Origin of the sequence: Limnospira platensis NIES-39 (genome assembly GCF_026000695.1) — a bacterium.
GTDB classification, from domain to species: Bacteria; Cyanobacteriota; Cyanobacteriia; order Cyanobacteriales; family Microcoleaceae; genus Limnospira; species Limnospira platensis.
On record NZ_AP026945.1, the window covers coordinates 5,569,047 to 5,594,940 of the forward strand.

17 protein-coding genes and 6 pseudogenes are annotated in these 25,894 nt (G+C 46.0%); 16 read left to right on the forward strand and 7 right to left on the reverse strand.

Features of this window, described 5'->3' with window-relative positions; translation table 11 throughout:
• Window positions 1-100: 100 nt before the first annotated feature.
• The 8 genes and pseudogenes from N39L_RS27045 to N39L_RS27080 all read left to right on the forward strand — a co-directional run bounded on the left by N39L_RS27045 (window position 101) and on the right by N39L_RS27080 (window position 5,373).
• The gene (locus N39L_RS27045) at window positions 101-325 is read left to right on the forward strand and encodes a reverse transcriptase N-terminal domain-containing protein (protein ID WP_014274427.1); all 225 of its coding nucleotides are present in this window, start codon (window positions 101-103) and stop codon (window positions 323-325) included.
• Between the two features lie 21 nt (window positions 326-346).
• Window positions 347-568, forward strand: a complete 222-nt coding sequence (locus N39L_RS27050) for a hypothetical protein (protein ID WP_014275008.1) — start codon at window positions 347-349, stop codon at window positions 566-568.
• Complete coding sequence (locus N39L_RS27055) at window positions 528-758, forward strand: reverse transcriptase domain-containing protein (RefSeq protein ID WP_014275007.1); 231 nt, start codon at window positions 528-530, stop codon at window positions 756-758. Before N39L_RS27050 ends, N39L_RS27055 begins: the two co-directional genes overlap by 41 nt.
• Entirely contained in the window at window positions 748-1,941 is a 1,194-nt protein-coding gene (locus N39L_RS27060) for a group II intron reverse transcriptase (protein ID WP_014275298.1), read from the forward strand. The genes N39L_RS27055 and N39L_RS27060 overlap by 11 nt, the downstream gene beginning before the upstream one ends.
• A gap of 113 nt (window positions 1,942-2,054) precedes the next feature.
• Window positions 2,055-2,246 (forward strand): annotated as a pseudogene (locus N39L_RS27065) (hypothetical protein).
• Window positions 2,247-2,395: 149 nt separating this feature from the next.
• Window positions 2,396-3,610 (forward strand): annotated as a pseudogene (locus tag N39L_RS27070) (group II intron reverse transcriptase); the annotation flags it as partial.
• Between the two features lie 93 nt (window positions 3,611-3,703).
• Window positions 3,704-4,705 carry a phenylalanine--tRNA ligase subunit alpha gene (pheS, locus tag N39L_RS27075; RefSeq protein ID WP_006617501.1) on the forward strand — a complete coding sequence of 334 codons (1,002 nt, stop codon included), beginning with the start codon at window positions 3,704-3,706 and terminating at the stop codon, window positions 4,703-4,705.
• 26 nt (window positions 4,706-4,731) lie between these two features.
• Window positions 4,732-5,373, forward strand: a complete 642-nt coding sequence (locus N39L_RS27080) for an SH3 domain-containing protein (RefSeq protein ID WP_006617502.1) — start codon at window positions 4,732-4,734, stop codon at window positions 5,371-5,373.
• Between the two features lie 123 nt (window positions 5,374-5,496).
• Here the strand turns inward: N39L_RS27080 and N39L_RS27085 are convergent, their stop codons facing one another.
• The 3 genes from N39L_RS27085 to N39L_RS27095 are packed head-to-tail and all read right to left on the reverse strand — an operon-like array spanning window position 5,497 to window position 7,924.
• The gene (locus tag N39L_RS27085) at window positions 5,497-6,354 is read right to left on the reverse strand and encodes a DUF6473 family protein (protein ID WP_006617503.1); all 858 of its coding nucleotides are present in this window, start codon (window positions 6,352-6,354) and stop codon (window positions 5,497-5,499) included.
• A 38-nt stretch (window positions 6,355-6,392) separates the two neighbouring features.
• Complete coding sequence (locus N39L_RS27090) at window positions 6,393-7,691, reverse strand: D-alanyl-D-alanine carboxypeptidase (protein WP_006617504.1); 1,299 nt, start codon at window positions 7,689-7,691, stop codon at window positions 6,393-6,395.
• Window positions 7,692-7,747: 56 nt separating this feature from the next.
• Window positions 7,748-7,924: an RRXRR domain-containing protein gene (locus tag N39L_RS27095; protein WP_006617505.1), complete on the reverse strand. Its 177-nt coding sequence runs from the start codon at window positions 7,922-7,924 to the stop codon at window positions 7,748-7,750.
• A gap of 354 nt (window positions 7,925-8,278) precedes the next feature.
• On the opposite strand from N39L_RS27095, the gene plsX reads away from it, so the two are divergent.
• The 3 genes from plsX to fabD all read left to right on the forward strand — a co-directional run bounded on the left by plsX (window position 8,279) and on the right by fabD (window position 11,399).
• Window positions 8,279-9,319, forward strand: coding sequence for a phosphate acyltransferase PlsX (gene plsX, locus N39L_RS27100; RefSeq protein ID WP_006617506.1), 1,041 nt, complete (start codon window positions 8,279-8,281; stop codon window positions 9,317-9,319).
• A gap of 148 nt (window positions 9,320-9,467) precedes the next feature.
• Window positions 9,468-10,460 carry a beta-ketoacyl-ACP synthase III gene (locus N39L_RS27105; RefSeq protein WP_006617507.1) on the forward strand — a complete coding sequence of 331 codons (993 nt, stop codon included), beginning with the start codon at window positions 9,468-9,470 and terminating at the stop codon, window positions 10,458-10,460.
• Window positions 10,461-10,523: 63 nt separating this feature from the next.
• On the forward strand, window positions 10,524-11,399 hold the full coding sequence (fabD, locus tag N39L_RS27110; RefSeq protein WP_006617508.1) for an ACP S-malonyltransferase: 876 nt from the start codon (window positions 10,524-10,526) through the stop codon (window positions 11,397-11,399).
• A gap of 71 nt (window positions 11,400-11,470) precedes the next feature.
• Here fabD and N39L_RS27115 read toward each other — a convergent pair whose 3' ends face one another.
• Both N39L_RS27115 and N39L_RS27120 read right to left on the reverse strand, forming a co-directional pair.
• Complete coding sequence (locus N39L_RS27115) at window positions 11,471-13,504, reverse strand: DICT sensory domain-containing protein (RefSeq protein ID WP_006617509.1); 2,034 nt, start codon at window positions 13,502-13,504, stop codon at window positions 11,471-11,473.
• Window positions 13,501-19,167, reverse strand: coding sequence for a DUF4912 domain-containing protein (locus tag N39L_RS27120; protein ID WP_035736504.1), 5,667 nt, complete (start codon window positions 19,165-19,167; stop codon window positions 13,501-13,503). Before N39L_RS27120 ends, N39L_RS27115 begins: the two co-directional genes overlap by 4 nt.
• Before the next feature lie 195 nt (window positions 19,168-19,362).
• Here N39L_RS27120 and N39L_RS27125 point away from each other — a divergent pair.
• The 4 genes and pseudogenes from N39L_RS27125 to N39L_RS27145 form a co-directional block, all read left to right on the forward strand.
• Window positions 19,363-20,631: pseudogene (locus N39L_RS27125) on the forward strand (ISNCY-like element ISAtsp9 family transposase).
• Window positions 20,632-20,863: 232 nt separating this feature from the next.
• Complete coding sequence (locus tag N39L_RS27130) at window positions 20,864-21,106, forward strand: hypothetical protein (RefSeq protein WP_202070228.1); 243 nt, start codon at window positions 20,864-20,866, stop codon at window positions 21,104-21,106.
• A 345-nt stretch (window positions 21,107-21,451) separates the two neighbouring features.
• A pseudogene (locus N39L_RS27135) lies at window positions 21,452-22,022 on the forward strand (reverse transcriptase N-terminal domain-containing protein); the annotation flags it as partial.
• Between the two features lie 889 nt (window positions 22,023-22,911).
• Window positions 22,912-23,283: pseudogene (locus N39L_RS27145) on the forward strand (reverse transcriptase/maturase family protein); the annotation flags it as partial.
• A gap of 518 nt (window positions 23,284-23,801) precedes the next feature.
• Here N39L_RS27145 and N39L_RS27150 read toward each other — a convergent pair.
• A complete protein-coding gene (locus tag N39L_RS27150) occupies window positions 23,802-23,954 on the reverse strand; it encodes a hypothetical protein (protein WP_162097048.1) in 153 nt (50 codons plus the stop codon).
• A 487-nt stretch (window positions 23,955-24,441) separates the two neighbouring features.
• Between N39L_RS27150 and N39L_RS27155 the strand changes: the two are divergent.
• Window positions 24,442-24,622: pseudogene (locus tag N39L_RS27155) on the forward strand (hypothetical protein); the annotation flags it as partial.
• A gap of 512 nt (window positions 24,623-25,134) precedes the next feature.
• Here the strand turns inward: N39L_RS27155 and N39L_RS27160 are convergent.
• A complete protein-coding gene (locus N39L_RS27160; RefSeq protein ID WP_006616048.1) occupies window positions 25,135-25,893 on the reverse strand; it encodes an O-methyltransferase in 759 nt (252 codons plus the stop codon).
• Window position 25,894 lies beyond the last annotated feature (1 nt).

Here is a 25,894-nt window from a genome sequence, read left to right on the forward strand (position 1 = left end):
GGTGAGATGTGACCAGAAGCCAATGCCCGACTGTAATGGTAGGGATATGCTAACAGGTCACGGTTTGATTGTAAAGAAATAGAGTCAAGTAGGTGTACAAATGGCGATAGCGAGTTTAAAGAAAGGATTTGGGAAATCAAAACCAATCAAGACTACGAACAACGCATGGAAGACCATCCCGTGGACTAAGGTTCAACGGAAAGTTTTCAAGCTCCAAAAGAGTATATTTCAAGCAGCTAAATCGGGACAGGACGCAAAGGTAAGAAGGTGGCAACGTCTATTGGTGAAATCATATTATGCCCGACTCTTAGCAGTGCGACTGTAGGGGCGGGTTCCACGGTCAGCCATGCTTCCCAACAGTCAGCTTAATAAACCCGCCCCCCAAGCGGGTCAAGGTAAAAAGACGGTTGGAGTAGATGGTGTGATAGCAATATCCCCTAAACAAAGGCTAGAAATGACCGAGAAAATCAAAGGAAACCTCAAAGCAAAACCACTGCGAAGGGTGTGGATTCCAAAACCTGGTAGGGATGAAAAAAGCTGGAATAGGAATTCCCACAATCCAAGATAGAGCCAGGCAAGCCTTGGTTAAGTCGGCACTTGAGCCCGAATGGGAGTCAAGATTTGAGGGCACTAGCTATGGGTTCCGTCCCGGACGGTCAGCCCAGGACGCAATTGGTAGAATTTACACTGCCATAAATCAAGGACAATACTATGTACTTGATGCAGATATAGCGAAATGCTCTTACCGTGAACCATGATTATCTACTGTCCAAAATTCATTGTCCAAGCTGCCTAAAAAGAGACCTGAAACAATGGCTCAAAGCAGGCGTGCTAGATAACGGTGTATTTGAGGATACAGAAGCAGGGACACCCCAGGGAGGGGTAATAAGTCCAATACTCGCCAACATCGCACTGTTGGGAGTAGAAAGGCTAGTTAAAGGAATGTATCCAAATAAAGGCACAGCCACTCAGGTGAACCTTATAAGATATGCCGATGATTTTGTGGTCATCTCCAAAGACCTAGGAATCATTGAACAGTGCCAAACTGCTATCACCAAATGGTTAAAACCGGTAGGATTAGAGATTAAACCCGAAAAGACTCGAATTGGTCACACACTCAAACCTATTGAGTATAATGGCAAAACAGAAGAACCTGGGTTTGATTTTCTCGGATTCAATATCAGGCAATACCCAGTAGGAAAATACAAGTCTGGAAAAACAGGGGGATATAAGAGTCGATTAATCGGACATAAAACCCACATAAAACCCAGCCAAAAAGCAGTTGTTGCCCACACAGAAGTGATAAAAGGTGTAATTAAACGACATAAGACAGCACCTCAATCAGCCCTGATAAGTAGACTAAACCCAATTATAAGAGGATGGGCAAACTATTACTCAGCAGTAGTCTCAACAGAGACCTTCAATAAGCTAGATAATACAATCTGGCAAATGTTAAGGGCATGGACAGTATCAAGATGCGGAAAGGCAAGTTACAAAAAGCTAAGTAATTATTTCAGACATGGAACAATTAAACTTAGCAATGGGAAAGAAAGACACGAAAATTGGCTATTCCAAACCAAAGATGGGATACATCTATTCAAACACATCTGGACCCCAATTGTCAGACACACCCTAATACGCCCCGACGCAACACTTTATGACGGAAATTGGACTTACTGGGCCACCAGGAAAGGACAAGCAATCGACACGCCAATTAGGGTAGCAAAACTACTCAAAAAACCAAAAGGTAGATGTACCTGGTGCGGGCAATTCTTTACCCCATCAGATTTAATTGAAGTAGACCACATTGTACCTAGAAGCCAAGGCGGAAAGGATGAATACAAGAATCTTCAATTATTACATCGCCATTGTCACGATGATAAAACAGCTCTTGATGAAAGAGATGTTGCTGTACTCTTAACAAAGAGACGGTCAAACTAGGAGCCGTATGAGGTGAAAGTCTCATGTACGGTTCTGCTGCTGAATGGGAGGGGTAGACCGTGAGGTTTATCTCGACCCCTAATTAACCCCTCTAATGCTCTGCCTATAAACAAGTGAGTAATGCTATTCACAAGGCAGTAGTGAAAAATGTAAGCGCATGCTTAGAGGGCTAAGGATGTGACCAGAAGCTAAAGCCCAATTGTCATGGTTGGGATATGCCCAATTGTCACGGTGTGGATATAGATACTGCGGTCAGTAAGAGTATAATGGCGAGGACGAGTTTAAAGACTACGTGCTGCATATAGCTCTGAACATCGAAGTAAAAAGCAGGTCTGTTGATTCTGCTCCTTTGACAAAACAGGGTATCCACACCAGGAGCCGTATGAAGGGAAACTTTCACGTATGGTTCTGAATGGGAGGGGATGGTGGTGACTCCATTCTCGACCCCTAACACATAGCAAAATGTTTTGACCGAATAAACCATGATTACCTACTGTCCAAAATTAATTGCCCAAGCAACCTGAAAAGAGACCTGCGACAATGGCTCAAAGCGGGTGTGCTAGATAACGGCGTATTCGAGGATACAGAAACAGGAACACCCCAAGGAGGAGTAATAAGTCCAATACTCGCCAACATCGCACTGTTGGGGATGGTTAGGTTAATAGAAAAAATGTATCCCAATAATACCAACAACAAACCATTTGCCACGGTAATACGATACGCCGATGATTTTGTAGTCATCTCAAAAGACCTAGAAATCATTGAACAGTGCAAAACTGCCATTTCTAAATGGTTAGAACCTGTAGGATTAGAAATTAAACCCGAAAAAACCCGAATTTGTCACACACCTAATCCCATTAAGTACGAAGGCAAGACTGAGGAACCAGGGTTTGATTTCCTAGGATTCAACATCAGGCAATATCCAGCCGGAAAATACAAATCTGGGAAAACAGGTGGGGAAGCCAGTCGATTAATTGGTCATCAAACCCATATCAAACCCAGCAATAAAGCAGTTAAAGCTCATACAGAAGTGATTAAAGGTGTAATCAAACAACATAAAAAAGAACCTCAATCAACCCTGATAAACGAACTAAACCCAATCATAAGGGGATGGTCAAACTATTACTCAGCGGTAGTCTCATCAGAGACCTTCAATAAACTAGATTATATAATCTGGTTAATGTTAAGGGCATGGACAGTATCAAGATGCGGAAAGGCAAATTACGAGAAGCTAGGAAACTATTTCCGAAAAGGAACTGTAAAACTTAGCAATGGGAAAGAAAGACATGAATCTTGGTTATTCCAAACCAAGGATGGATTTAGACTATGGAAACATAACTACACTCCTATTGTCAGACATACCCTAATACGCCCTGATGCCAGACAATACGACGGAAACTGGACTTACTGGGCAACCAGGAAAGGACAAGCAATCGACACGCCAAACAGGGTAGCAAAACTACTAAAAAAACAAAAAGGAAGATGTAAATGGTGCGGGCAGTACTTTACCCCATCAGATATAATTGAAGTAGACCACATTGTACCTCGAAACCTAGGTGGAAAGGATGAATACAAAAATCTTCAGCTATTACATCGCCACACCCGCGATGATAAAACGGCACTAGATAACGCCAAAGCTGTATCCTTAACAATGGATCAATCAAACTAGGAGCCGTGTGAAGGGAAACTTTCATGTACGGTTCTGAATGGGAGGGAATGGAGGCGACTCCACTCTCGACCCCTAATCTGTACTCTCACTCAAATGACTACCGAACTTCAATCGTTAGAAAACCAAATCGAATCCCTACGCCAAGAGGCTGACAGAGCGATCGCCATCTGTGAAACCCTCTCAGGACTCGAACAGTTGCGGATTAACTATCTAGGCAAAAAAGGCCAACTCTCCAAAGTTCTGGGGGGAATGGGTAAACTTGAACCGGAAGCGCGCCCTCGTATTGGGGCGATCGCCAACGAAGTTAAACAAGCCCTGCAAACTCAACTCGACCAGCGTCGCACAGCCCTAGAACTCGCCCTCATTGAAGCTCAACTAAAAACTGAAACCATAGATGTTACCATGCCCCCTGTGTATCGTCCCCAGGGCAAAATTCACCCCCTCAATGCCGTAATTGACCGGGCTTTAGATATCTTCGTAGGTATGGGCTACACTGTGGCTACCGGGCCAGAAATGGAGAGCGACTACTATAATTTTGAGGCATTAAACACCCCCCCAGACCACCCGGCGCGGGATATGCAGGATACCTTCTACCTACCTGATGGGAATCTGTTACGGACTCATACCTCTTCCGTGCAAATTCGCTACATGGAACAACATCAGCCCCCCATTCGCATTGTCGCACCGGGTCGGGTTTATCGTCGCGATACTGTGGATGCTACCCATGCGGCGGTATTTCATCAACTGGAGTTATTAGCGATCGGGGAAAATCTCCGTTTTACAGACCTCAAAGGCACTATTAAAGAGTTTCTGGGTCAAATGTTTGGTGATCTACCCATTCGGTTCCGCGCTAGTTATTTCCCGTTTACAGAACCCTCCGCTGAGGTGGATTTGGAATGGCAGGGTAAATGGTTGGAGGTGTTAGGCTGTGGTATGGTCGATCCGAATGTTCTCGAAGCTGTGGGTTATGATCCTCAAAAATATACTGGATTTGCTGCGGGGTTTGGGGTAGAACGCTTTGCTATGGTCTTACACCAATTGGATGATATTCGGCGGGTTTATGCTAGTGATCTGCGCTTTCTGCGACAATTCTAAAGGTTCTTAGGGTGGGTGTGGATTTTATGTTTTTGGCAGTTGGGAAATCCTTTAATCGGTCAGTTTCTGGGTTAGCTATAGTTTTGTTGATGCTCTCAGTTGCACAATTGGGGGCGCGCGCTCAAATATTGCCTAACTCTAACTCTAATATCGCCCAAACCACCAGCGATCGCTGTCGTAAAATTTCTGAACGTCGGGGTTTAGTAGTCCGGGCGCGACCTACTCCCAATTCTCCCGTCGTCGGTCAGGTTTCCTATGCTCAACAAGTGACTTTAGCCACTAATGCACAGGGAATAACTGGTCCTGGTGGTCGCTCCTGGGTGGAAATCACTAATCCCGTCCGGGGTTTTATTTCTAACGGCTTTCCCAATAGTTCCGGTAATTTGGTGGACTGTTCTACCGATTTGGCTGAAACTCCACCCACACGACCATCAGGGAGTCTTTGTCGTCAAGTCGATCGCGAGGCGGCTCCAGAAGGTGTCGCGGTGAGGGCTGCTCCTTCCCGCTCATCTGCTCGTCGCGGTGGTGTCGATTCGGGAGAACGGGTACAATTAGCATCTGACTATCGCTTAATTCCTGACCCTGATGGTGAGCGTCGCAATTGGGTTAGAATTACCACTCCGGTGGCTGGATATATCTCTGCTAATACGTTAATTATGTGTCGGTAGTTTCAGCCATTCGTTACCTCTTTCCCCCCCTGCTTTTTCCTTTCTAGGGAAGCCGGGGGAATTAATTATCAATTACAGCAAACATTACCCTCTCCCTCAATCCGAATCCTAGGGGGGAGTATGTCAATATAGGTATTGCTGACAGGCTGATTTTAGCAATATAGCGGCGTCTCGTTGCATTTCGGGAGAAAAATAATAATCATTGTAAAAAGAGGTTTTATCGCCCAAATCCGGGCGCTGATAGGCTAAATTCAGGGTGGTAGGGTATCCGGTGAGTCGGTTAATTAATAGTTGTGGCATTCCTCGGGTAGAAACACATTGAATATAATCATTAGCGAAGGGGATGATTTGAGCGATCGCCTGAGCATTTATCAAGTGGGGAAACTTGCCAAATAGACAATAAATATTATTGTATGTAAGTTGATAATCAGGCTCCCTCTCGGAAAACCAAAGCAGAATTTTCGGGACTTTAATTTTGCTCAATAAAAGCTGATAACTGCTGACCCAATTTTGTCGAGTTTCGGCGATAATCTGATTGACAAAATCGCGATCGCCTGTAGCCAATAACTCCTGATAAGCGGGCTCTGACCCCAACTGTTTACCATCAGAACGTCGGCGGATATATTCCAATCCTCCGGTATCAAATAGGGAGTTACTTTCACTGCGTCCAGACATGACCTGAACAATGGCAAACTTACCGCGATTGATGTAATCAATTAAGGGAGAATTTTGCAGAAAGAAAGAAGGACCAGCCCCCCCATATCCCAAGTTCAAAACTGGTAATTTGAGCCAATATGCCAACAAATTAGGATAGGGGCGATCGCAAAAACAGCCAAAAGTCTGTGCGGCTCCTAAACAGGTAAAATAATGACCCTGAGCGAGTGTCTGAGGTTGGGGACCACGAAAAGACAACCCAGTGTTTCCCAACTCAAACATTTGGTAATTGGTAATAGAGCGATCGCGTTCTTGATAATATCCCATAATTGATTAGCATTGTTAGCAGCATCTGAAAAATCGAGCTAATTAACCCGATCAATTCTAGCCAGATCCCCCAAAGCCGGACGAGTCCCATCAAGATTATTTGTCAAAGTAATTGGCAAAACATCGGACGCACCCCAGTAATTTACCAACTGCTGCAATAACCAATCCTGGTCATCACGCAAAGCATCCAAACCTGTAGCACGGTTAATAATAGCAAACCAGACCACACCGCGATCGCGAGTAGGGATAGCACCCGCCAAAGCACTAACATCAAACAAAGTGCCAGTTTTGACAGCGGAATGTGGAGGAATGCGGCGATATTCCAAAGTTCCCAAATCTCGTCCCGCAACGGGTAATAAATCCGCCACAGTTAAATCTGTATCTCGCAAATGTCTATCTAAAGCGATAAACATAGCCACGGAAGCCCTAGGAGAAATTTGATTTTCATGACCCAAACCAGAACCATTAATCAGGCGAATTTCATCAACGGAAACCCCAGCCGCCTCAGCCGCCAATCGTCGCACCATCTCAGCACCGCCCAAAGTTTCAGCCAACATTTCCGAGATGGGATTATTACTGTAGATATTCATTTGTTTAATAATCTCAGCCAAACTCAGAGACCGATGGCGGATTAGGGGTTGGAGATTAGGCGGGGAGGTGACATATTGCACCGAGCCCAAAATTTGTACCTGTGGTTTTGGCAACCGGGACCCTGAACGGACATATTGAGTAGCTGCTTCTGACTCCCACAGCCGGGAATCGAGGGATTGACGGAGTAAATTACCCACCAGTTGCGGTTCCGATTCATAATTCATCGAAAAATTACCAGCGATCGTCAAATTTCCCCGCACCTGACGAATACCCAACTGATTGAGAGCATATCCCAAACTAAAAGCCTCTTCCCAGACAAAAAAGGGATTTCCTCCCCCCACAATCACCAAATCCCCTTGCAATACCCCATTTTCAATGGGACCAGTTGCGCCAATGATGGTTTCAAACTGATGGTTAACACTCCAGGTTTGCAACGCCGCCAAAGATGTAGCTATTTTAGTGATCGAAGCTGCCGATAAAGGAATATCCCCCCGATGATTAGCCACCGTAAAAGGTCCCGCCTCAATCCATACCCCCTGAGAGGCGCTGGATATACCACGACTGGATAAACGCGCCAAATACTGTTGGACGATCGCCTCTACCGCAGGATCTGGGCGTTCAATAGAGATAATATTCGATAGGCTGCTTTCCCACATTTGCTGGGAAGTCCTATTCAATTGGTCGCGATTCATCCCAGCCATCTCCAACCATACAGACATAATCCCAGAAGTAAACACATCTAACATCGGCCGCTGTTTCCTCAAAGTCAAACAAAAATCAGATAATTATCAACACCGCAATTCTAGGATTTTCCCGGACCATTAGAATCAGTTTTCTTGAGGATAATTGTAAATGGATAAGTCCTAAACACTGCAGCCAAACCCTGCTTCAAAAGCTTTCTGGCCCTGGCCCGATGAGTGGGACTTAACGGTTGCCCCAGTGTGTCAACCACAAAAACGTAATTTTGGTAATTTGGCATTTAAGCTATCTCCCAGATGGGGTAATGTTGGCTTCGGTCATGTTAAAGGGGCTTTTTACGTCTAGCTCACTCGATCTGACAAATCCACTCATGTCGTTCCTTAAAGATAGACGACAGAGCAACAGGCTGGCGCTCACCTGTGGGTTTCATCACCCCCTTAACGTAGGTCTAATCCTGGACCTGCATCTTGCAGACTCTGTGAGGAGTAATTTCCGCCTCCTGCCGGAAATTACCGGATTTTATGCAAGAGGATATCGCGTACTGAGACACTTAGCGCGAAACCCCTTGCTTTATGGATAAGGGTTATAACCCCGTTTTTTGGTAAAATCTTCAAGGTTTCTCTAACTTGGGTCAATGGGCTTAACTAGCGCACGAATTGCAATTGACGCGATGGGTGGAGATCATGCCCCCACAGAAGTAGTGGCGGGCGCGCTGATGGCACAGGAAAAATTTGGGGTTGATGTCATACTGGTGGGAGATCCTCAGCAGATTGAGGCATCCCTCAAAGAACACCACAGCAACTCACCATTGCCAGAAATTGTCCCCGCTGAAGGGACAATCGAAATGCACGAAGAACCATTAGGGGCGATTAAACGCAAGCCTAATGCTTCTATTAATGTTGCCATGAATTTGGTTAAACAAAAAAAAGCTGATGCGGTTGTATCTGCTGGTCACTCTGGGGCGGCGATGGCCTCGGCACTATTGCGGGTGGGACGCATTCGGGGTATCGATCGCCCCGCCATTGGTGCTGTATTACCTACTATGGTGCGTTCCTCGCCGGTTTTGATTCTGGATGTGGGGGCCAATGTTGATTGTCGTCCTAAGTTCCTAGAACAGTTTGCTGTGATGGGAAGCATCTATAGCCAGTATGTTCTGGGTGTTGATAACCCGACTGTGGGACTACTCAATATTGGCGAAGAATCTTCTAAGGGTGATGAGCTGGCGGTGCGGACTTATCAGATGCTACAAGAAAATTCTCTGATTTCTTTTGCTGGAAATGCAGAAGGACGAGATGTACTCACAGGTAAGTTTAATGTGATAGTTTGTGATGGCTTTGTGGGTAATGTACTATTGAAATTTGCCGAAGGAGTCGGAGAGGCGGTTCTCCAATTGCTGCGGGAGGAGTTGTCTTCAGGATTGCGATCGCAACTGGGGGCTACTCTGCTGAAGCCTAGTTTAAAACGCTTTAAACAAAGGGTTGATCACGTTGAACATGGGGGAGCTTTACTTTTGGGTGTAGCCGGAATTTGCATTATTGGTCATGGGTCTTCTAAAGCCCCGACTATTTGTAATGCTATTCGCATGGCGCGAGATGCGGTTAATAATGAAGTGCTAGAACGCATTAATTTACAGTATCAAAAACACCAAAAACAGGCGATTGAACAAGAGTCATAATCTGGCGATCGTCGGATTTGGTGATCAGCTATATGCTCTGGGTAAAATTAATAATTGATCATTGTTAATGTCAATTATCGATTTTACCCCCCCCTGCACCCTAACCACTCACACTTTGACCCCTTTCATAGAAAATAATTAAGGATAAATGACAACCACAGGTATAGCTATTACAGGTAGTGGCGCGGCTACTCCGTCGGTTTTACTCGATAATAACCAACTTTCTCAACTGGTGGAAACCTCCGATGAGTGGATTAGTTCCCGCACAGGTATTCGTCAACGGCGCTTGGCGACTACAGAGGTAACACTTAGTCACATGGCGGCATCGGCTTGCGAAAATGCGATCGCTATGGCTGGCTTACAACCTACTGATATTGATTTAATTATTCTGGCTACTTCTACCCCTGATGATTTGTTTGGTAGTGCTAGTCAAATACAAGCGAAAATTGGCGCTACTCGAGCGGTGGCTTTTGATTTGACCGCCGCCTGTTCTGGCTTTGTTTTTGGCTTGGTCACTGCTAGTCAGTTTATCCGCAACGGAGTTTATAAAAATGTGCTTTTAGTGGGGGCGGATATTCTCTCAAGATGGGTGGATTGGTCTGACCGCCGCACTTGTATTTTATTTGGAGATGGCGCGGGGGCGGTGGTTTTACAAGGGAGCGATCGCGATAATTTATTGGGTTTTGAACTCAAAAGTGATGGCAGTCTCAATAGTTCCCTTAACCTGGCTTTTCAACCAGAAGCTAAGGCTTTAACTCCCCAAATTACTATCGGTCAAGGTAAGTATCTACCCATTACCATGAATGGTCAAGATATCTATCGCTTTGCTGTTAAAAAAGTGCCCGAAGTGGTCGAAAAAGCTCTATTTCACTCCGGGTTAACCGCTGCTGATGTCGATTGGCTTATCCTTCATCAAGCTAACCAACGCATTCTTGATGCTGTCGCTCAAAGGCTAAAAATCCCCCCCCATAAGGTGATTAGTAACCTCGCTAATTATGGTAATACCTCCGCCGCTTCTATTCCTTTGGCTCTTGATGAAGTAGTGCGATCGGGAAAAATACAATCTGGTGATATAATTGCTACAGCCGGATTTGGTGCAGGTTTAACCTGGGGTTCGGCAATCTTTAAATGGGGTAAATAATTAATAGTTAAACCCCATTTTTTTACTGTCCTATTTAGCTAAGGTTAACAAGCAACAATAATAATGACTAAAACTGCATGGGTTTTTCCTGGACAAGGTTCACAGGCTGTAGGTATGGGTGCCGATTTATTTGATTCACCAGACGCACAACCTAAGTTAAATAAAGCTGCTGATATCCTCGGTTGGTCTCTACCTGATTTGTGTCAGGGAGAGGCTGATAAATTGTCGCGCACCCTCTACACCCAACCTTGTTTATATGTAGTCGAAAGTCTCCTAGTTGATGCTCTCAAAAAACAGGGTAAAACTCCCGATTTGGTCGCGGGTCACAGTTTAGGAGAATATGTCGCTCTTTATGCGGCTGGAGTGTTTGATTTTGAAGCGGGTTTGCGTTTGGTTAAACATCGCGCCGAACTCATGGATAAGGCGGCAGGGGGACAAATGGCGGCTCTCATTGGCTTTAATGCTGAACAACTTAATCAACAACTAGAACAAAGCGAAAATGTGGTTTTAGCTAATGATAATAGTTCGGCTCAAGTCGTGATTTCAGGAACCCCAGAAGCCGTTGATAATCTCCTCAGTAAAATTAAGGTAAAACGAGCCGTTAAATTGAATGTATCGGGAGCTTTTCATTCCCCTTTAATGGCTGAGGCTGCTACCCAATTTCAACAAGTTTTAGACTTGGTTAATTTTCAACAGGCTACGGTTCCAGTTTTGTCTAATGTAGACCCGACCCCCGCTACTGATGGGGAAATTCTCAAGGAACGTCTGGTTAAACAAATGACGGGTTCCGTGCGTTGGCGCGAAATTTGTTTACAACTTTCAGAACAGGGTATTCAAAAAGTGATAGAAGTCGGTCCCGGTCAAGTATTGACTGGATTAATTAAGCGCACCTGTTCCGGTTTGACCCTAGAAAATTGCGATCGCATTCTACCATCCTAATTTCTGTAATCCTCATTATACTGGGAGCATCCCGCTCCCTTCACAATCAATTAACTATAACTTATTAATTATCAAGCATTAATTATTAACTCACTTTCCACCAAAGGAATGGTAAAATGGAACCGACTGCCTTTATTTTTACCCGGAGAATCCGCCCAGATACGGCCTCCCCAACCCGTGACAATTTGCCTACCTATTGCTAACCCTAAACCTGTTCCCCCTACTGTGCGGCGTAGGGAACCCTCCTCCTGATAAAACCTATCAAAAACCTCCTCCAAGCGGTTAGGCTCAATTCCTCGTCCCGTATCCGCCACAGTCACCTCTAACATTCGATCGCCATTAGATTTAGCCTTAATAGTCACCTTACCCTCAGAACCTGTAAATTTACAAGCATTATCTAACAGCTTCGTCAGCAATTCAACCAACCACTCACCATCAGCTTTAACTAATGGTAAATTATCATTAATTTCTACCTTAATTTTAGGCTTATTTTCCGCATATCTAGCACTCACACCACTAATAGCCAAATCAATACATTCTTCCAATCGCAAAGATTCCGGGTTCCAGTCCACTCGACCACTTTCTAAATGGGATAAAGTCAGAAAATCCTGCACCAATTTCCGCAGACGTTCTGCGTCAGCTTGAGCCGTTTCTAACATCACCTCTCGCATTTCCAAAGGCATATCTGGTTCCTGACTCAAGGACTCCAAACACACCTGAATTGTAGATAAAGGAGTTCTTAATTCATGACCCGTAATCGCAATTAAATTGCTGCGAGTCCTTTCTAACGCTTCCAATTGCCGATTCAATTCCTCAAGATTTGCATGAGTTTCCGCCTGAATTAAAGCCGCCGCCAATTGAGTAGCGATCGCATCCATCAAAGACAGCTCATCATCTTCCCAACTCCGACAAATCGAATTACACTGGTGCAATTCCACCATTCCCAAAAGCCGACCTTGAGACAAAATCGGCACCATCAACCAGCCGCCAATTTCCCATTTTTCAGCCAGTTGATCCAAAATATTCTCCCCCTCATCCGTCACATAATCAACCTCCCCAGGTTCCACCAAATACACATAACGTTGTTGCTGTAAAACCTGTTGAAATAAAGGGTTATTTTCCAGCCACCAAGTCTCCCCCCGTAAAGATTTAACCTCTGTTCCCTCCGGTTGTTCAGGACACGATCGCAGATATTCATGTTCAATAACAACACTGTTATCAGTAGACTTACACCGATAAATTAAACACCGATGAGCCTGCATTGCTTCCCCAAATTCACGAGTAGCAATTTCCAAAACTTCTTCCGGGTCAAGAGACTGACGAATAGCCGCTGTAATCGAATTCACCAAGCGCTCTTTCCACTCCTGAACCGCCAGCGATCGATAAACCCGCAGTAACTTGTGTTGACCCGCTTGTAAATAAGTTACCAAACGATGAGCAAACGGATCATTTAGCTGCAAGTCTGGCTCAACTTTACCCTTACGATTTATACCAGATTCGCGTTTTTTAGATTTCCTTGGCTTCACCATTTTTGTAGGTAAATTAAAGCCATTAACAGCCTCTTGAATTTTACCTTGTATTTCCGGTCGATAATACTTCACTCTTTCTAGTAAAAGTATCGCCACTTGGGAACAAATCAGACGATTAGAAGTCCACACACCTTCAAAGGGACGTGCTGGGTCCATCGTCAACTGTTCGTACATCTCGGAATTTTCCGCTAAATCCTCACGTTCTATACAAACCAGACAGCTTGCATAATTCTCCCCTAACACCACTAAATTCCATTCCTGACTCAATAATATATCTTCCGCTGGAAAAGCCACAGTTTCATAAGCATCAGAAGCATTTTTAAACTCTGTTTCTGGTGCAGCCATCACATATACTTGAGAAGTCAAAGCCGCAATTCTACGATACCTATGCGCTTCCTGACGATAAAACCTTTCTCGTTGAAATGTAGCAATCACCAACGGAGAATCTGACCCCGCCAAAACCTGATCTTCCATAGCATGAGAAAGAGCAATTAGGGAAGATTTAAAGTATATTTGAGGTCTAATCTGTGGCTGATACTGCACCAATTCTGCTAGAATTGATATGGAGATGCTCATATATTTTTCCCCCGCAGATTTTCTTCCCAGGAAATGGTATAAAAGCGATCGCCATAATGGTCACAGGGGTAAACTGGGGGAATATGTACTGATTCTGAACGCGCCAACACCAACCAATGACCACTGTCGGTCACATACCCAATTTCTACAATATAGTCGCGATCGCTCATCGGTACCGGAATATACCATTCCTGCGTTAACTCATCGCACTCATATTGTTTCATACTATGGGGACGTTGCTTATCCATATCGATCCAGGTCACATCGTAAACCCGCAGCGCCAGTTGTTTACCCCCTTTTTGTCGCAAGGGTTCTCGATATTCATCACCAATATCCCAATAAGCATAAGCCCAATTGGGATCTCGTGGCAACAGCACGATACATTTCTGATCATAGCCACCTGGTAAGTCTGGGAGTCCTTCATCCACATCCAAACCTATAATGTCGCTATCATCATGTTGACCCACATTAAATTTTTTCGATTCTACATCTAACTGACTGCGATCGTCTCCTCCTCCCACTACCCATGCTTGACCACCTGTTAGCGTTGCTTGCTTCAAATTCTCATCCGCCTCTCCATCCCTTTCCGACACCTCATCGGAGGAATCTCCTAACTCAATTTCCGCTACCTCAGAAACCTCCTGAGTTTCCGCATCTTCCACCACCTCGGATTGGGAGACCCTTTCCGAATCCGAATCCCCAATATCTGCTACCTGGTAACTCTCCTCAGTTTCCACATCTTCCACCACCTCGGATTGGGAGATAACTTCCTCCAACTCAATATCTGCTACCTGGTAACTCTCCTCACTCTCCTGAGTTTCCGCATCTTCCACCACCTCGGATTGGGAGACCCTTTCCGAATCCGAATCCCCAATATCTGCTACCTGGTAACTCTCCTCACTCTCCTGAGTTTCCGCATCTTCCACCACCTCGGATTGGGAGACCCTTTCCGAATCCGAATCCCCAATATCTGCTACCTGGTAACTCTCCTCACTCTCCTCAGTTTCCGCATCTTCCACCACCTCGGATTGGGAGACCCTTTCCGAATCCGAATCCCCAATATCTGCTACCTGGTAACTCTCCTCAGTTTCCGCATCTTCCACCACCTCGGATTGGGAGACCCTTTCCGAATCCGAATCCCCAATATCTGCTACCTGGTAACTCTCCTCACTCTCCTCAGTTTCCGCATCTTCCACCACCTCGGATTGGGAGACCCTTTCCGAATCCGAATCCCCAATATCTGCTACCTGGTAACTCTCCTCAGTTTCCGCATCTTCCACCACCTCGGATTGGGAGACCCTTTCCGAATCCGAATCCCCAATATCTGCTACCTGGTAACTCTCCTCACTCTCCTGAGTTTCCGCATCTTCCACCACCTCGGATTGGGAGACCCTTTCCGAATCCGAATCCCCAATATCTGCTACCTGGTAACTCTCCTCAGTTTCCACATCTTCCACCACCTCGGATTGGGAGATAACTTCCTCCAACTCAATATCTGCTACCTGGTAACTCTCCTCACTCTCCTGAGTTTCCGCATCTTCCACCACCTCGGATTGGGAGACCCTTTCCGAATCCGAATCCCCAATATCTGCTACCTGGTAACTCTCCTCACTCTCCTCAGTTTCCGCATCTTCCACCACCTCGGATTGGGAGACCCTTTCCGAATCCGAATCCCCAATATCTGCTACCTGGTAACTCTCCTCAGTTTCCGCATCTTCCACCACCTCGGATTGGGAGACCCTTTCCGAATCCGAATCCCCAATATCTGCTACCTGGTAACTCTCCTCACTCTCCTCAGTTTCCGCATCTTCCACCACCTCGGATTGGGAGACCCTTTCCGAATCCGAATCCCCAATATCTGCTACCTGGTAACTCTCCTCAGTTTCCGCATCTTCCACCACCTCGGATTGGGAGACCCTTTCCGAATCCGAATCCCCAATATCTGCTACCTGGTAACTCTCCTCAGTTTCCGCATCTTCCACCACCTCGGATTGGGAGACCCTTTCCGAATCCGAATCCCCAATATCTGCTACCTGGTAACTCTCCTCAGTTTCCGCATCTTCCACCACCTCGGATTGGGAGACCCTTTCCGAATCCGAATCCCCAATATCTGCTACCTGGTAACTCTCCTCACTCTCCTGAGTTTCCGCATCTTCCACCACCTCGGATTGGGAGACCCTTTCCGAATCCGAATCCCCAATATCTGCTACCTGGTAACTCTCCTCACTCTCCTGAGTTTCCGCATCTTCCACCACCTCGGATTGGGAGACCCTTTCCGAATCCGAATCCCCAATATCTGCTACCTGGTAACTCTCCTCAGTTTCCACATCTTCCACCACCTCGGATTGGGAGATAACTTCCTCCAACTCAATATCTGCTACCTGGTAACTCTCCTCACTCTCCTGAGTTTCCGCATCTTCCACCACCTCGGATTGGGAGACCCTTTCCGAATCCGAATCCCCAATATCTGCTACCTGGTAACTCTCCTCACTCTCCTGAGTTTCCGCATCTTCCACCACCTCGGATTGGGAGACCCTTTCCGAATCCGAATCCCCAATATCTGCTACCTGGTAACTCTCCTCACTCTCCTGAGTTTCCGCATCTTCCACCACCTCGGATTGGGAGACCCTTTCCGAATCCGAATCCCCAATATCTGCTACCTGGTAACTCTCCTCAGTTTCCACATCTTCCACCACCTCGGATTGGGAGACCCTTTCCGAATCCGAATCCCCAATATCTGCTACCTGGTAACTCTCCTCAGTTTCCGCATCTTCCACCACCTCGGATTGGGAGACCCTTTCCGAATCCGAATCCCCAATATCTGCTACCTGGTAACTCTCCTCACTCTCCTCAGTTTCCACATCTTCCACCACCTCGGATTGGGAGACCCTTTCCGAATCCGAATCCCCAATATCTGCTACCTGGTAACTCTCCTCAGTTTCCACATCTTCCACCACCTCGGATTGGGAGACCCTTTCCGAATCCGAATCCCCAATATCTGCTACCTGGTAACTCTCCTCAGTTTCCACATCTTCCACCACCTCGGATTGGGAGATAACTTCCTCCAACTCAATATCTGCTACCTGGTAACTCTCCTCACTCTCCTGAGTTTCCGCATCTTCCACCACCTCGGATTGGGAGACCCTTTCCGAATCCGAATCCCCAATATCTGCTACCTGGTAACTCTCCTCACTCTCCTGAGTTTCCGCATCTTCCACCACCTCGGATTGGGAGACCCTTTCCGAATCCGAATCCCCAATATCTGCTACCTGGTAACTCTCCTCAGTTTCCACATCTTCCACCACCTCGGATTGGGAGACCCTTTCCGAATCCGAATCCCCAATATCTGCTACCTGGTAACTCTCCTCAGTTTCCGCATCTTCCACCACCTCGGATTGGGAGATAACTTCCTCCAACTCAATATCTGCTACCTGGTAACTCTCCTCACTCTCCTGAGTTTCCGCATCTTCCACCACCTCGGATTGGGAGACCCTTTCCGAATCCGAATCCCCAATATCTGCTACCTGGTAACTCTCCTCACTCTCCTGAGTTTCCGCATCTTCCACCACCTCGGATTGGGAGACCCTTTCCGAATCCGAATCCCCAATATCTGCTACCTGGTAACTCTCCTCACTCTCCTGAGTTTCCGCATCTTCCACCACCTCGGATTGGGAGACCCTTTCCGAATCCGAATCCCCAATATCTGCTACCTGGTAACTCTCCTCACTCTCCTGAGTTTCCGCATCTTCCACCACCTCGGATTGGGAGACCCTTTCCGAATCCGAATCCCCAATATCTGCTACCTGGTAACTCTCCTCAGTTTCCACATCTTCCACCACCTCGGATTGGGAGACCCTTTCCGAATCCGAATCCCCAATATCTGCTACCTGGTAACTCTCCTCAGTTTCCACATCTTCCACCACCTCGGATTGGGAGACCCTTTCCGAATCCGAATCCCCAATATCTGCTACCTGGTAACTCTCCTCAGTTTCCGCATCTTCCACCACCTCGGATTGGGAGACCCTTTCCGAATCCGAATCCCCAATATCTGCTACCTGGTAACTCTCCTCACTCTCCTCAGTTTCCGCATCTTCCACCACCTCGGATTGGGAGACCCTTTCCGAATCCGAATCCCCAATATCTGCTACCTGGTAACTCTCCTCAGTTTCCACATCTTCCACCACCTCGGATTGGGAGACCCTTTCCGAATCCGAATCCCCAATATCTGCTACCTGGTAACTCTCCTCAGTTTCCACATCTTCCACCACCTCGGATTGGGAGACCCTTTCCGAATCCGAATCCCCAATATCTGCTACCTGGTAACTCTCCTCAGTTTCCGCATCTTCCACCACCTCGGATTGGGAGACCCTTTCCGAATCCGAATCCCCAATATCTGCTACCTGGTAACTCTCCTCAGTTTCCGCATCTTCCACCACCTCGGATTGGGAGACCCTTTCCGAATCCGAATCCCCAATATCTGCTACCTGGTAACTCTCCTCACTCTCCTCAGTTTCCGCATCTTCCACCACCTCGGATTGGGAGACCCTTTCCGAATCCGAATCCCCAATATCTGCTACCTGGTAACTCTCCTCACTATCCTCAGTTTCCACATCTTCCACCACCTCGGATTGGGAGACCCTTTCCGAATCCGAATCCCCAATATCTGCTACCTGGTAACTCTCCTCACTCTCCTCAGTTTCCGCATCTTCCACCACCTCGGATTGGGAGACCCTTTCCGAATCCGAATCCCCAATATCTGCTACCTGGTAACTCTCCTCAGTTTCCGCATCTTCCACCACCTCGGATTGGGAGACCCTTTCCGAATCCGAATCCCCAATATCTGCTACCTGGTAACTCTCCTCACTCTCCTCAGTTTCCGCATCTTCCACCACCTCGGATTGGGAGACCCTTTCCGAATCCGAATCCCCAATATCTGCTACCTGGTAACTCTCCTCAGTTTCCGCATCTTCCACCACCTCGGATTGGGAGACCCTTTCCGAATCCGAATCCCCAATATCTGCTACCTGGTAACTCTCCTCAGTTTCCACATCTTCCACCACCTCGGATTGGGAGACAGTTTCTGAGACTGTTTGGAAATCGAAAGTTTTGGCTGATAGTTCTGGATAAATAAGCGTTGATGTTTCTTCAGGTTTAGTATCAGAGGATATAGAAGTTTTTGCCGATTCATGTAATGCTAGCGTTGTAGATGTATCCTTTGACATCTGCGATAAGGTTGTTGATGCTAAATCCGGGGTTGGTTCAGGTTGAAGGGATTGTCCTAAACCCTCAGTTTTAGCCTGTGCTGACCTCAAATAGCGATCGCGCTTTCTCCAGAGCAGAAAAGCAATTAAGACAGCAATAGATAATAGTATTAATAACCACAGGAGAAACTGTCCCGACGATGAAGCAGCCACCAGTCCTGCGGGGTCAGTCCTACTAGGTGCTGATTCTACAGACCTTCCCTCTGAACTCTCCGATAAAGGTTCAGCCTGAGATAAAACCACTTCATTGGTCGCCAACCCAGTCGAGGTCAAAGCCGTTCTCGAACGATTTGGATATAATTGAGCAGAGACCAACCTAGAAGTCGCCAAAGACTTAGGAGCGAGATCAAGGATACAGACCAACGCCAAGGTAGCAATTGATGTTTTTCTTTTATATGACATAAGTGGCAGACCCACAATCGGGATGTTCCAGTCAGCATTACACAGAGCCTGCTCGCATTTTATCATAACAATGTCGCCCCATTTACCAAAGATCCTGGGTCTAAACAGCAATTCTCATTTTGGCGAAAACCTGTTCAAGTCCCCAGCATCCCTGTATCGTAATGACATCTAAGAAACCCAGGAGCGCCAGAGCCGTTGAAAAAGCCAGGTGGCTTTGAGACTCTAGTCGGTTCTTTCCGCCAGTGCTTGTCATCGCTACCGGACAAGCGCCGGGGTAAAAATCGCCGCTATGGAATGGAGGATGCCGCTTTAAGTGCGTTTAGTGTGTTTTTTACTCAAACTCCGTCGTTTCTGGCTTATCAACGTCTGATGGAGGGGAGTAAAGGCAAGAGCAATGCCCAAAGTCTGTTTGGAGTTCATCGAATTCCCTGTGATAACCAGATTCGGGACTTATTAGATGCCGTGTCCCCAGAGCACCTGTTTCCAGTGTTTGAGGATATCCTACAAGTCTTGGAAGCCCAGGGGCAGTTAGAAGACTTCCGTTGCCTAGGGGACAGTCTATTAGTCGCGTTGGATGGCACCGAATACTTCAGTTCCGACCAAATTCACTGTCCCCACTGTTCAACGCGCACCCAGAAGTCAGGAAAAACCCATTACTTCCATAGTGTTGTCACTCCAGTCATCGTCTGTCCGGGACAGAATCATGTGATTCCCTTAGTCCCCGAATTTATCGTGCCCCAAGATGGTCATGATAAGCAAGACTGTGAGAATGCCGCCGCCAAACGCTGGCTATCGAGGCAAGAACAATGCTTGAGGGCTTTGAATGTCACGGTTTGAGGGGATGACCTCTATTGCCACCAACCGTTGTGTCAGCAGTTTTTAGAGCAGCAACTTAACTTCATCGTCGTCTGTCGCCCCGAGTCTCATACTACCCTCTATGAACACCTAGAGGGCATCGAACTCCCGACCCTCACGACCAAGAAGTGGACTGGTAAAGTCGAGAAAACCTATACCTACCGCTATCTCAACGGAGTCCCCCTCAAAGATAGCGATGAGGCGCTGTTGGTTAACTGGTGCGAACTTACTGTCACCACCGCTGATGGCCAGGTAACCTATCACAACTCCTTGGCCACGAATTATCCTCTCAGCGATGAGAATGTAGCCGAGGTGGTTCGGGCCGGGCGGACTCGTTGGAAAGTTGAGAATGAGAACAACAACACTCTCAAGACCAAGGGCTACCATCTCGAACACAATTTTGGCCATGGCAAGCAGCATCTTTCTTCCTTGCTCCGGACCATCAACATCCTCTCGCTGCTCTTCCACACCCTGCAGGAGTTGCTCGATAACAAGTACCAGTTGCTACGAGCGCACTTACCGAAGCGCCAAACCTTCTTTAATGATTTGCGTGCGCTTACCCAGACTGTACTTCGACAGTTGGGACCACCTTCTGACCTTTATGCTTGAGGGTCTCGAGTTAGACATCCCACCCGATAGCAGTTGAATTTCCAAAATGAGAATTGCTGGGGTCTAAAGCCCCGTCCTTCTAGGACGGATTTTTATGTTATACTATTTTGTTTGGTGCGAGACGTTCAGGCATGAAATAGGGTTGCAATACCCGAAATAACCGCCTGGTGAGGACTTCAACCCTTGGTTGAATATAAGGAGCGCACTCCTGACCATCCTCATAACTGTTTATATGTCCCAAAGCGAAAGCAAGGCAGGGAACTCAAGGTCAATCCCACAAAGAAAATCGCAATACTCAATTATACAACATGGAGGATTAAAACCACTTGGGCGATTGTGGGAAAGAGTAACGGCGATAGCCACCCCCAGTTTCAGGATTCACAACCCTGGGATAGAAGCGGGGAACGGAAGGCGTGAAGTAGAACCTACTACCAAAAACGACCACTGCCAACCATCCATGACTAAGGAAATCTGAATGTTCCCAATTGAACCATCGTAAATAATAAGTAGCGAAATAGGTTGATACGCTGCGCTCAAAAGAGTAAGGGGAAAAGTAGGGTAATTATGTCATCACCTACACAGACCTTTAAAAGTACCCCGGTGGAAAGGACAAGTCTAAAGATGGAATGCCCATATAAACGGAACGTTTTAACCCCTTCTAGGCTCTGACAATCTGGTCGAGAGAGTCAGTAGTGAAAGTGTAAGCGCAAGCCCATTAGGGGGTGAGATGTGACCAGAAGCCAATGCCCGACTGTAATGGTAGGGATATGCTAACGGGTCACGGTTTGATTGTAAGAAATAGAGCCTAGTAGGTGTACATATGGCGATAGCGAGTTTAAAGAAAGGATTTGGCAAGCCCAAACCAATCAAGACTACGAACAACGCATGGAAGGCAATCCCATGGACTAAGGTTCAGCGGAAAGTTTTCAAGCTCCAAAAGAGTATATTTCAAGCGGCTAAATCGGGACAGGATGCAAAGGTTAGAAGGTTGCAACGTCTATTGGTGAAATCATACTATGCTCGACTCTTAGCAGTACGGCGAGTGACCCAGGATAATCAAGGCAAGAAAACAGCCGGCGTTGATGGAGTAAGAGTAATCTCTCCAAGACAAAGGTTTGAGCTTGTTAAGAACATTAAGGGAAACCTCAAAGCAAAACCACTGCGACGGGTGTGGATACCAAAACCTGGCAGGGATGAAAAAAGCTGGAATAGGAATTCCCACAATCCAAGATAGAGCAAGGCAAGCCTTGGTTAAGTCGGCACTTGAGCCCGAATGGGAGTCAAGATTTGAGGGTACTAGCTATGGGTTCCGTCCCGGACGGTCAGCCCAGGACGCAATTGGTAGAATTTACACTGCCATAAATCAAGGACAATACTATGTACTTGATGCAGGTGCGAGACGTTCGGGTATGAAATAGGGCTGAAATGCCCGAAATAACTACCCGGTGAGGATTCCAGCTCCGAATCTGGATATAAGGAGACCTCTCCTGAGCATCCTCATAACTGATTATATGTCCCGACGCTTAGGTAACTAAGCAAGGCAGGGAACTCAAGGTCATAAACGAACTGAGAAATCAGGGAGTAGAGAGTAACGGCGATAGCCACCCCCAGTTTTGGAAATCATAACTCCAGGATAGAAGCGGGGAACGGAAGGCGTGAGGTAGAACCTACTACCAAGACGCGACCACTGCCAACCATCTATGATTAGGAAGACCGAATGTCCGACTTGAACCATCGTAAAGCACGAGCAGCGAAATAGGTTGACACGCTGCGCCCAAAAGGGCAAGGGGAAAAGTGGGGGATTCTGCATTCTACCCACACAGACCTTTAGAAGTACCCCGGTCGATAGGACAAATCTAACGATGGAATGCCCATATAATCGGAACGTTGTAACCCCTCTAATGCTCTGCCCATAAACAAGTGAGTAATGCAATTCACAAGGCAGTAGTGAAAAATGTAAGCGCATGCTTAGAGGGTGAAGGATGTGACCAGAAGCTAAAGCCCAATTGTCATGGTTGGGATATGCCCAATTGTCACGGTGTGGATATAGATACTGCGGTCAGTAAGAGTATAATGGCGAGGACGAGTTGAAAGACTACGTGCTGCATATAGCTCTGAACATCGAAGTAAAAAGCAGGTCTGTTGATTCTGCTCCTTGGACAAAACAGGGTATCCACACCAGGAGCCGTATGAAGGGAAACTTTCACGTATGGTTCTGAATGGGAGGGGATGGTGGTGACTCCATTCTCGACCCCTAACACATAGCGAAATGCTCTTACCGTGAACCATGATTACCTACTGTCCAAAATTCATTGTCCGAGCAGCCGGAAGAGAGACCTGAAACAATGGCTTAAAGCGGGTGTTTTGGATAACGGCATATTTGAGGATACAAAAGCAGGGACACCTCAAGGAGGGGTAATAAGCCCACTACTAGCCAACATCGCACTGTTGGGAATGGAAAGGCTAGTTAAGGAAAGGTATCCAAATAAAGGAACAGCCGTCCAGGTAAACCTTATAAGATATGCCGATGATTTTGTGGTTATATCCAAAGACCTAAAAATCATTGAACAGTGCAAAACTGCAATTTCTGAATGGTTAAAACCTGTAGGATTAGAAATTAAACCTGAAAAAACTCGAATTTGCCACACACTGTTATGGTCGAAAGAGAAGTCACCTTCCCCAACTCCAATTCCAAACCGTGCTTGCGAGTTTCCCTGCACACGGCTCCTGATGTAGATACCCTATTGTCAGTAGGAACAGGGCTACAACCCCCCGCTTTGTAACCTCAACTTTGGGAGCTAAATACAACACGTAGTCTTTAAACTCGCTTTCGTCATAAAAACTCTTACTTGTCGCGGTCTCTATATCCACACCGTGACTAGTGGGCATATCCTAACCATTACAGTTAGGCATTGGCTTTCAGTCACATCCTTTCCCCTTAAAGGTATACGCTTACACTTTTCACTACTGTGCAGGTACATCCTGCCACTTGAGAGCCTAAAAGGGGTTTAAACGTTCCGTTTATACGGGCATTCCATCTTTAGATTTGTCCTATCCACCGGGGTACTTTTAAAAGTCTGTGTAGGTGATGTCATGATTACCCTACTTTTCCCCTTGCTCTTTTGAACGCAGCGTATCAACCTGTTTCGCTGCTAAATCATTACGATGGTTCAAGCCGGACATTCGGTTTCCCTAATCATGGATGGTTGGCAGTGGTCGCATTTGGTAGTAGGTTCTACTTCACGCCTTCCGTTCCCCGATTCAATCCTGGGGCTATGATTCCCAAAACTGGGGGTGGCTGTTATGGTCGAAAGGGAAGTCACCTTCCCCGACTCCACTTCAAAACCGTACTTGAGACTTTCATCTCATACGGCTCCTGATGTGAATACCCCTTTGTCAGTGGGAACAGGGCTACAACCCCCTGCTTTATGACCTCAACTTTCGGAGCTATATACACACGTAGTCATTAACTCGTTTTCGTCATAACACTCTTAGTTGTTGTGGTCTCTATATCCACACCGTGACTAGTGGGCATATCCTAACCATTACAGTTAGGCATTAGCTTTCAGTCACATCCTTTTCCCTTAAAGGCATACGCTTACACTTTTCGCTACTCCACAAGTACATCCTGCCACTTGAGAGCCAATGAGGGGTTTAAACGTTCCATCTATGCGGGCATTCCATCTTTAGATTCGTCCTATCCACCGGGGTACTTTAAAGGTCTGTGAAGGTGGTGGTAATATACCCCTTCTTTTCCCCGTGCTCTTTTGATCGCAGCGTATCAACCTATTTCGCTACTAGAGTATTACGATGGTTCAAGCCGGACATTCGGTTTCCCTAATCATGGATGGTTGGCAGTGGTCGCCTCTGGTAGTAGGTTCTACTTCACGTCTTCCGTTCCCCGCTTCAATCCTGGGGTTATGATTCCCAAAACTGGGGGTGGCTATCGCCGTTACTCTCAACCTTACGTTATACTCAAGGGGTTCACAACTCCCCTCTTTTTTTCGCTCAGTCTTGACCTTGAGTCTCTCTGCCTTATCTGGTTGTCGAAGCCAGATGTTGAGACACATAGATAGTTATGGGATGGTCAGGGGTGCGAATCCCTTATATTCCACCAAGGGGTGGAAGTCCCACTAGGAGGTTATTTAAGGCATTGCAGCCCTATTTCACTCCTAAACGTCTCGCACATCGCCGTTACTCTCAACGCAATTGTTAAGGAATCATTAATATTTCCAGTTTGGCGTTTTGACCTTGAGTTCCCTGCCTTGTTTTGTATATTTCTATACCAAACGTTGGGACATATAAACAGTTATGGGATGGTCAGGGTACGAGTCCCTTATATTTCACCAAGGGGTGAAAGTCCCACTAGGAGGTTATTTCATGCATTGCAGCCTTATTTGACTCCTAAACGTCTCGCACCATGGTTGTAATTTTGGGGCTAGTAATTTGCATACAAGATTTACCTAAAAATGATTTTTTATCACTAGGTAAGGAATTAATATTTCATATTTCTGTGGATTTAAAAAATAAGGAAGTACAATTCTTATAAATATATCCAGGAATTAAACCCCAAAAATCAATTTTTTTATAACCTTCAGAAGCTAGTAATTTAATTGATGAATCATAGCGATGATCGTCTATGTTATCAAAAATCAATAATCCATTTTCTTTGATTTTCCTTAAACTATTTTCTAAACAAAGATTACGGTTAATACCATCAACAATAATTATATCAAAATACTTATCTGGATATTGCAGGATGAAATCAGCATATTTTTGTTCATCTGATTCTAAATTCAATTGTACATTTTCAGGCATTGGTTGATAAATTTGGTTAAACCAACCTTCATCACTTTCAATAGATATTACTTGTTTAACTCTATTTGACCACCATAAAGTAGATTGACCTCCGCCAAATTCAAATACTAGAGAATCACTGTTAATCTTATCTTCTAAAAATTCTATTGCTGGATAAGTATACCAAGGAATAGGTTGATTTTCTGCATTAACTGGTTTACCTTGGAAGAGAGAATTTAACCAACCAGAAACATCTAAATAATTAGTACCTGGAGTTAAATTTCCTGATATCATTGACCAGTTTCCGGATAAGACTAGACAGTGCGCCAATCGAATAGATAAACCTTGCTGTTTCAATTGAGGATTATCTTGTATTATTTCTTGATCTAAATCCGCAGCTTGGTAAAATTGCTGATTATTAAAATCTTGATTTGCTAGATTTAATTTTTCATTAGGATTATTCATA

Coding starts and splice junctions, on each gene's coding strand:
- fabD (WP_006617508.1), top strand. CDS start 10,524: ATGACTAAAACTGCATGGGTTTTTCCTGGACAAGGTTCACAGGCTGTA.
- N39L_RS27160 (WP_006616048.1), bottom strand. CDS start 25,893: ATGAATAATCCTAATGAAAAATTAAATCTAGCAAATCAAGATTTTAAT.
- N39L_RS27090 (WP_006617504.1), bottom strand. CDS start 7,691: ATGTTAGATGTGTTTACTTCTGGGATTATGTCTGTATGGTTGGAGATG.
- pheS (WP_006617501.1), top strand. CDS start 3,704: ATGACTACCGAACTTCAATCGTTAGAAAACCAAATCGAATCCCTACGC.
- N39L_RS27115 (WP_006617509.1), bottom strand. CDS start 13,504: ATGAGCATCTCCATATCAATTCTAGCAGAATTGGTGCAGTATCAGCCA.
- N39L_RS27095 (WP_006617505.1), bottom strand. CDS start 7,924: ATGCCAAATTACCAAAATTACGTTTTTGTGGTTGACACACTGGGGCAA.
- plsX (WP_006617506.1), top strand. CDS start 8,279: ATGGGCTTAACTAGCGCACGAATTGCAATTGACGCGATGGGTGGAGAT.
- N39L_RS27050 (WP_014275008.1), top strand. CDS start 347: ATGCTTCCCAACAGTCAGCTTAATAAACCCGCCCCCCAAGCGGGTCAA.
- N39L_RS27105 (WP_006617507.1), top strand. CDS start 9,468: ATGACAACCACAGGTATAGCTATTACAGGTAGTGGCGCGGCTACTCCG.
- N39L_RS27120 (WP_035736504.1), bottom strand. CDS start 19,167: ATGTCATATAAAAGAAAAACATCAATTGCTACCTTGGCGTTGGTCTGT.
- N39L_RS27130 (WP_202070228.1), top strand. CDS start 20,864: ATGTCCCAAAGCGAAAGCAAGGCAGGGAACTCAAGGTCAATCCCACAA.
- N39L_RS27055 (WP_014275007.1), top strand. CDS start 528: ATGAAAAAAGCTGGAATAGGAATTCCCACAATCCAAGATAGAGCCAGG.
- N39L_RS27080 (WP_006617502.1), top strand. CDS start 4,732: ATGTTTTTGGCAGTTGGGAAATCCTTTAATCGGTCAGTTTCTGGGTTA.
- N39L_RS27085 (WP_006617503.1), bottom strand. CDS start 6,354: ATGGGATATTATCAAGAACGCGATCGCTCTATTACCAATTACCAAATG.
- N39L_RS27045 (WP_014274427.1), top strand. CDS start 101: ATGGCGATAGCGAGTTTAAAGAAAGGATTTGGGAAATCAAAACCAATC.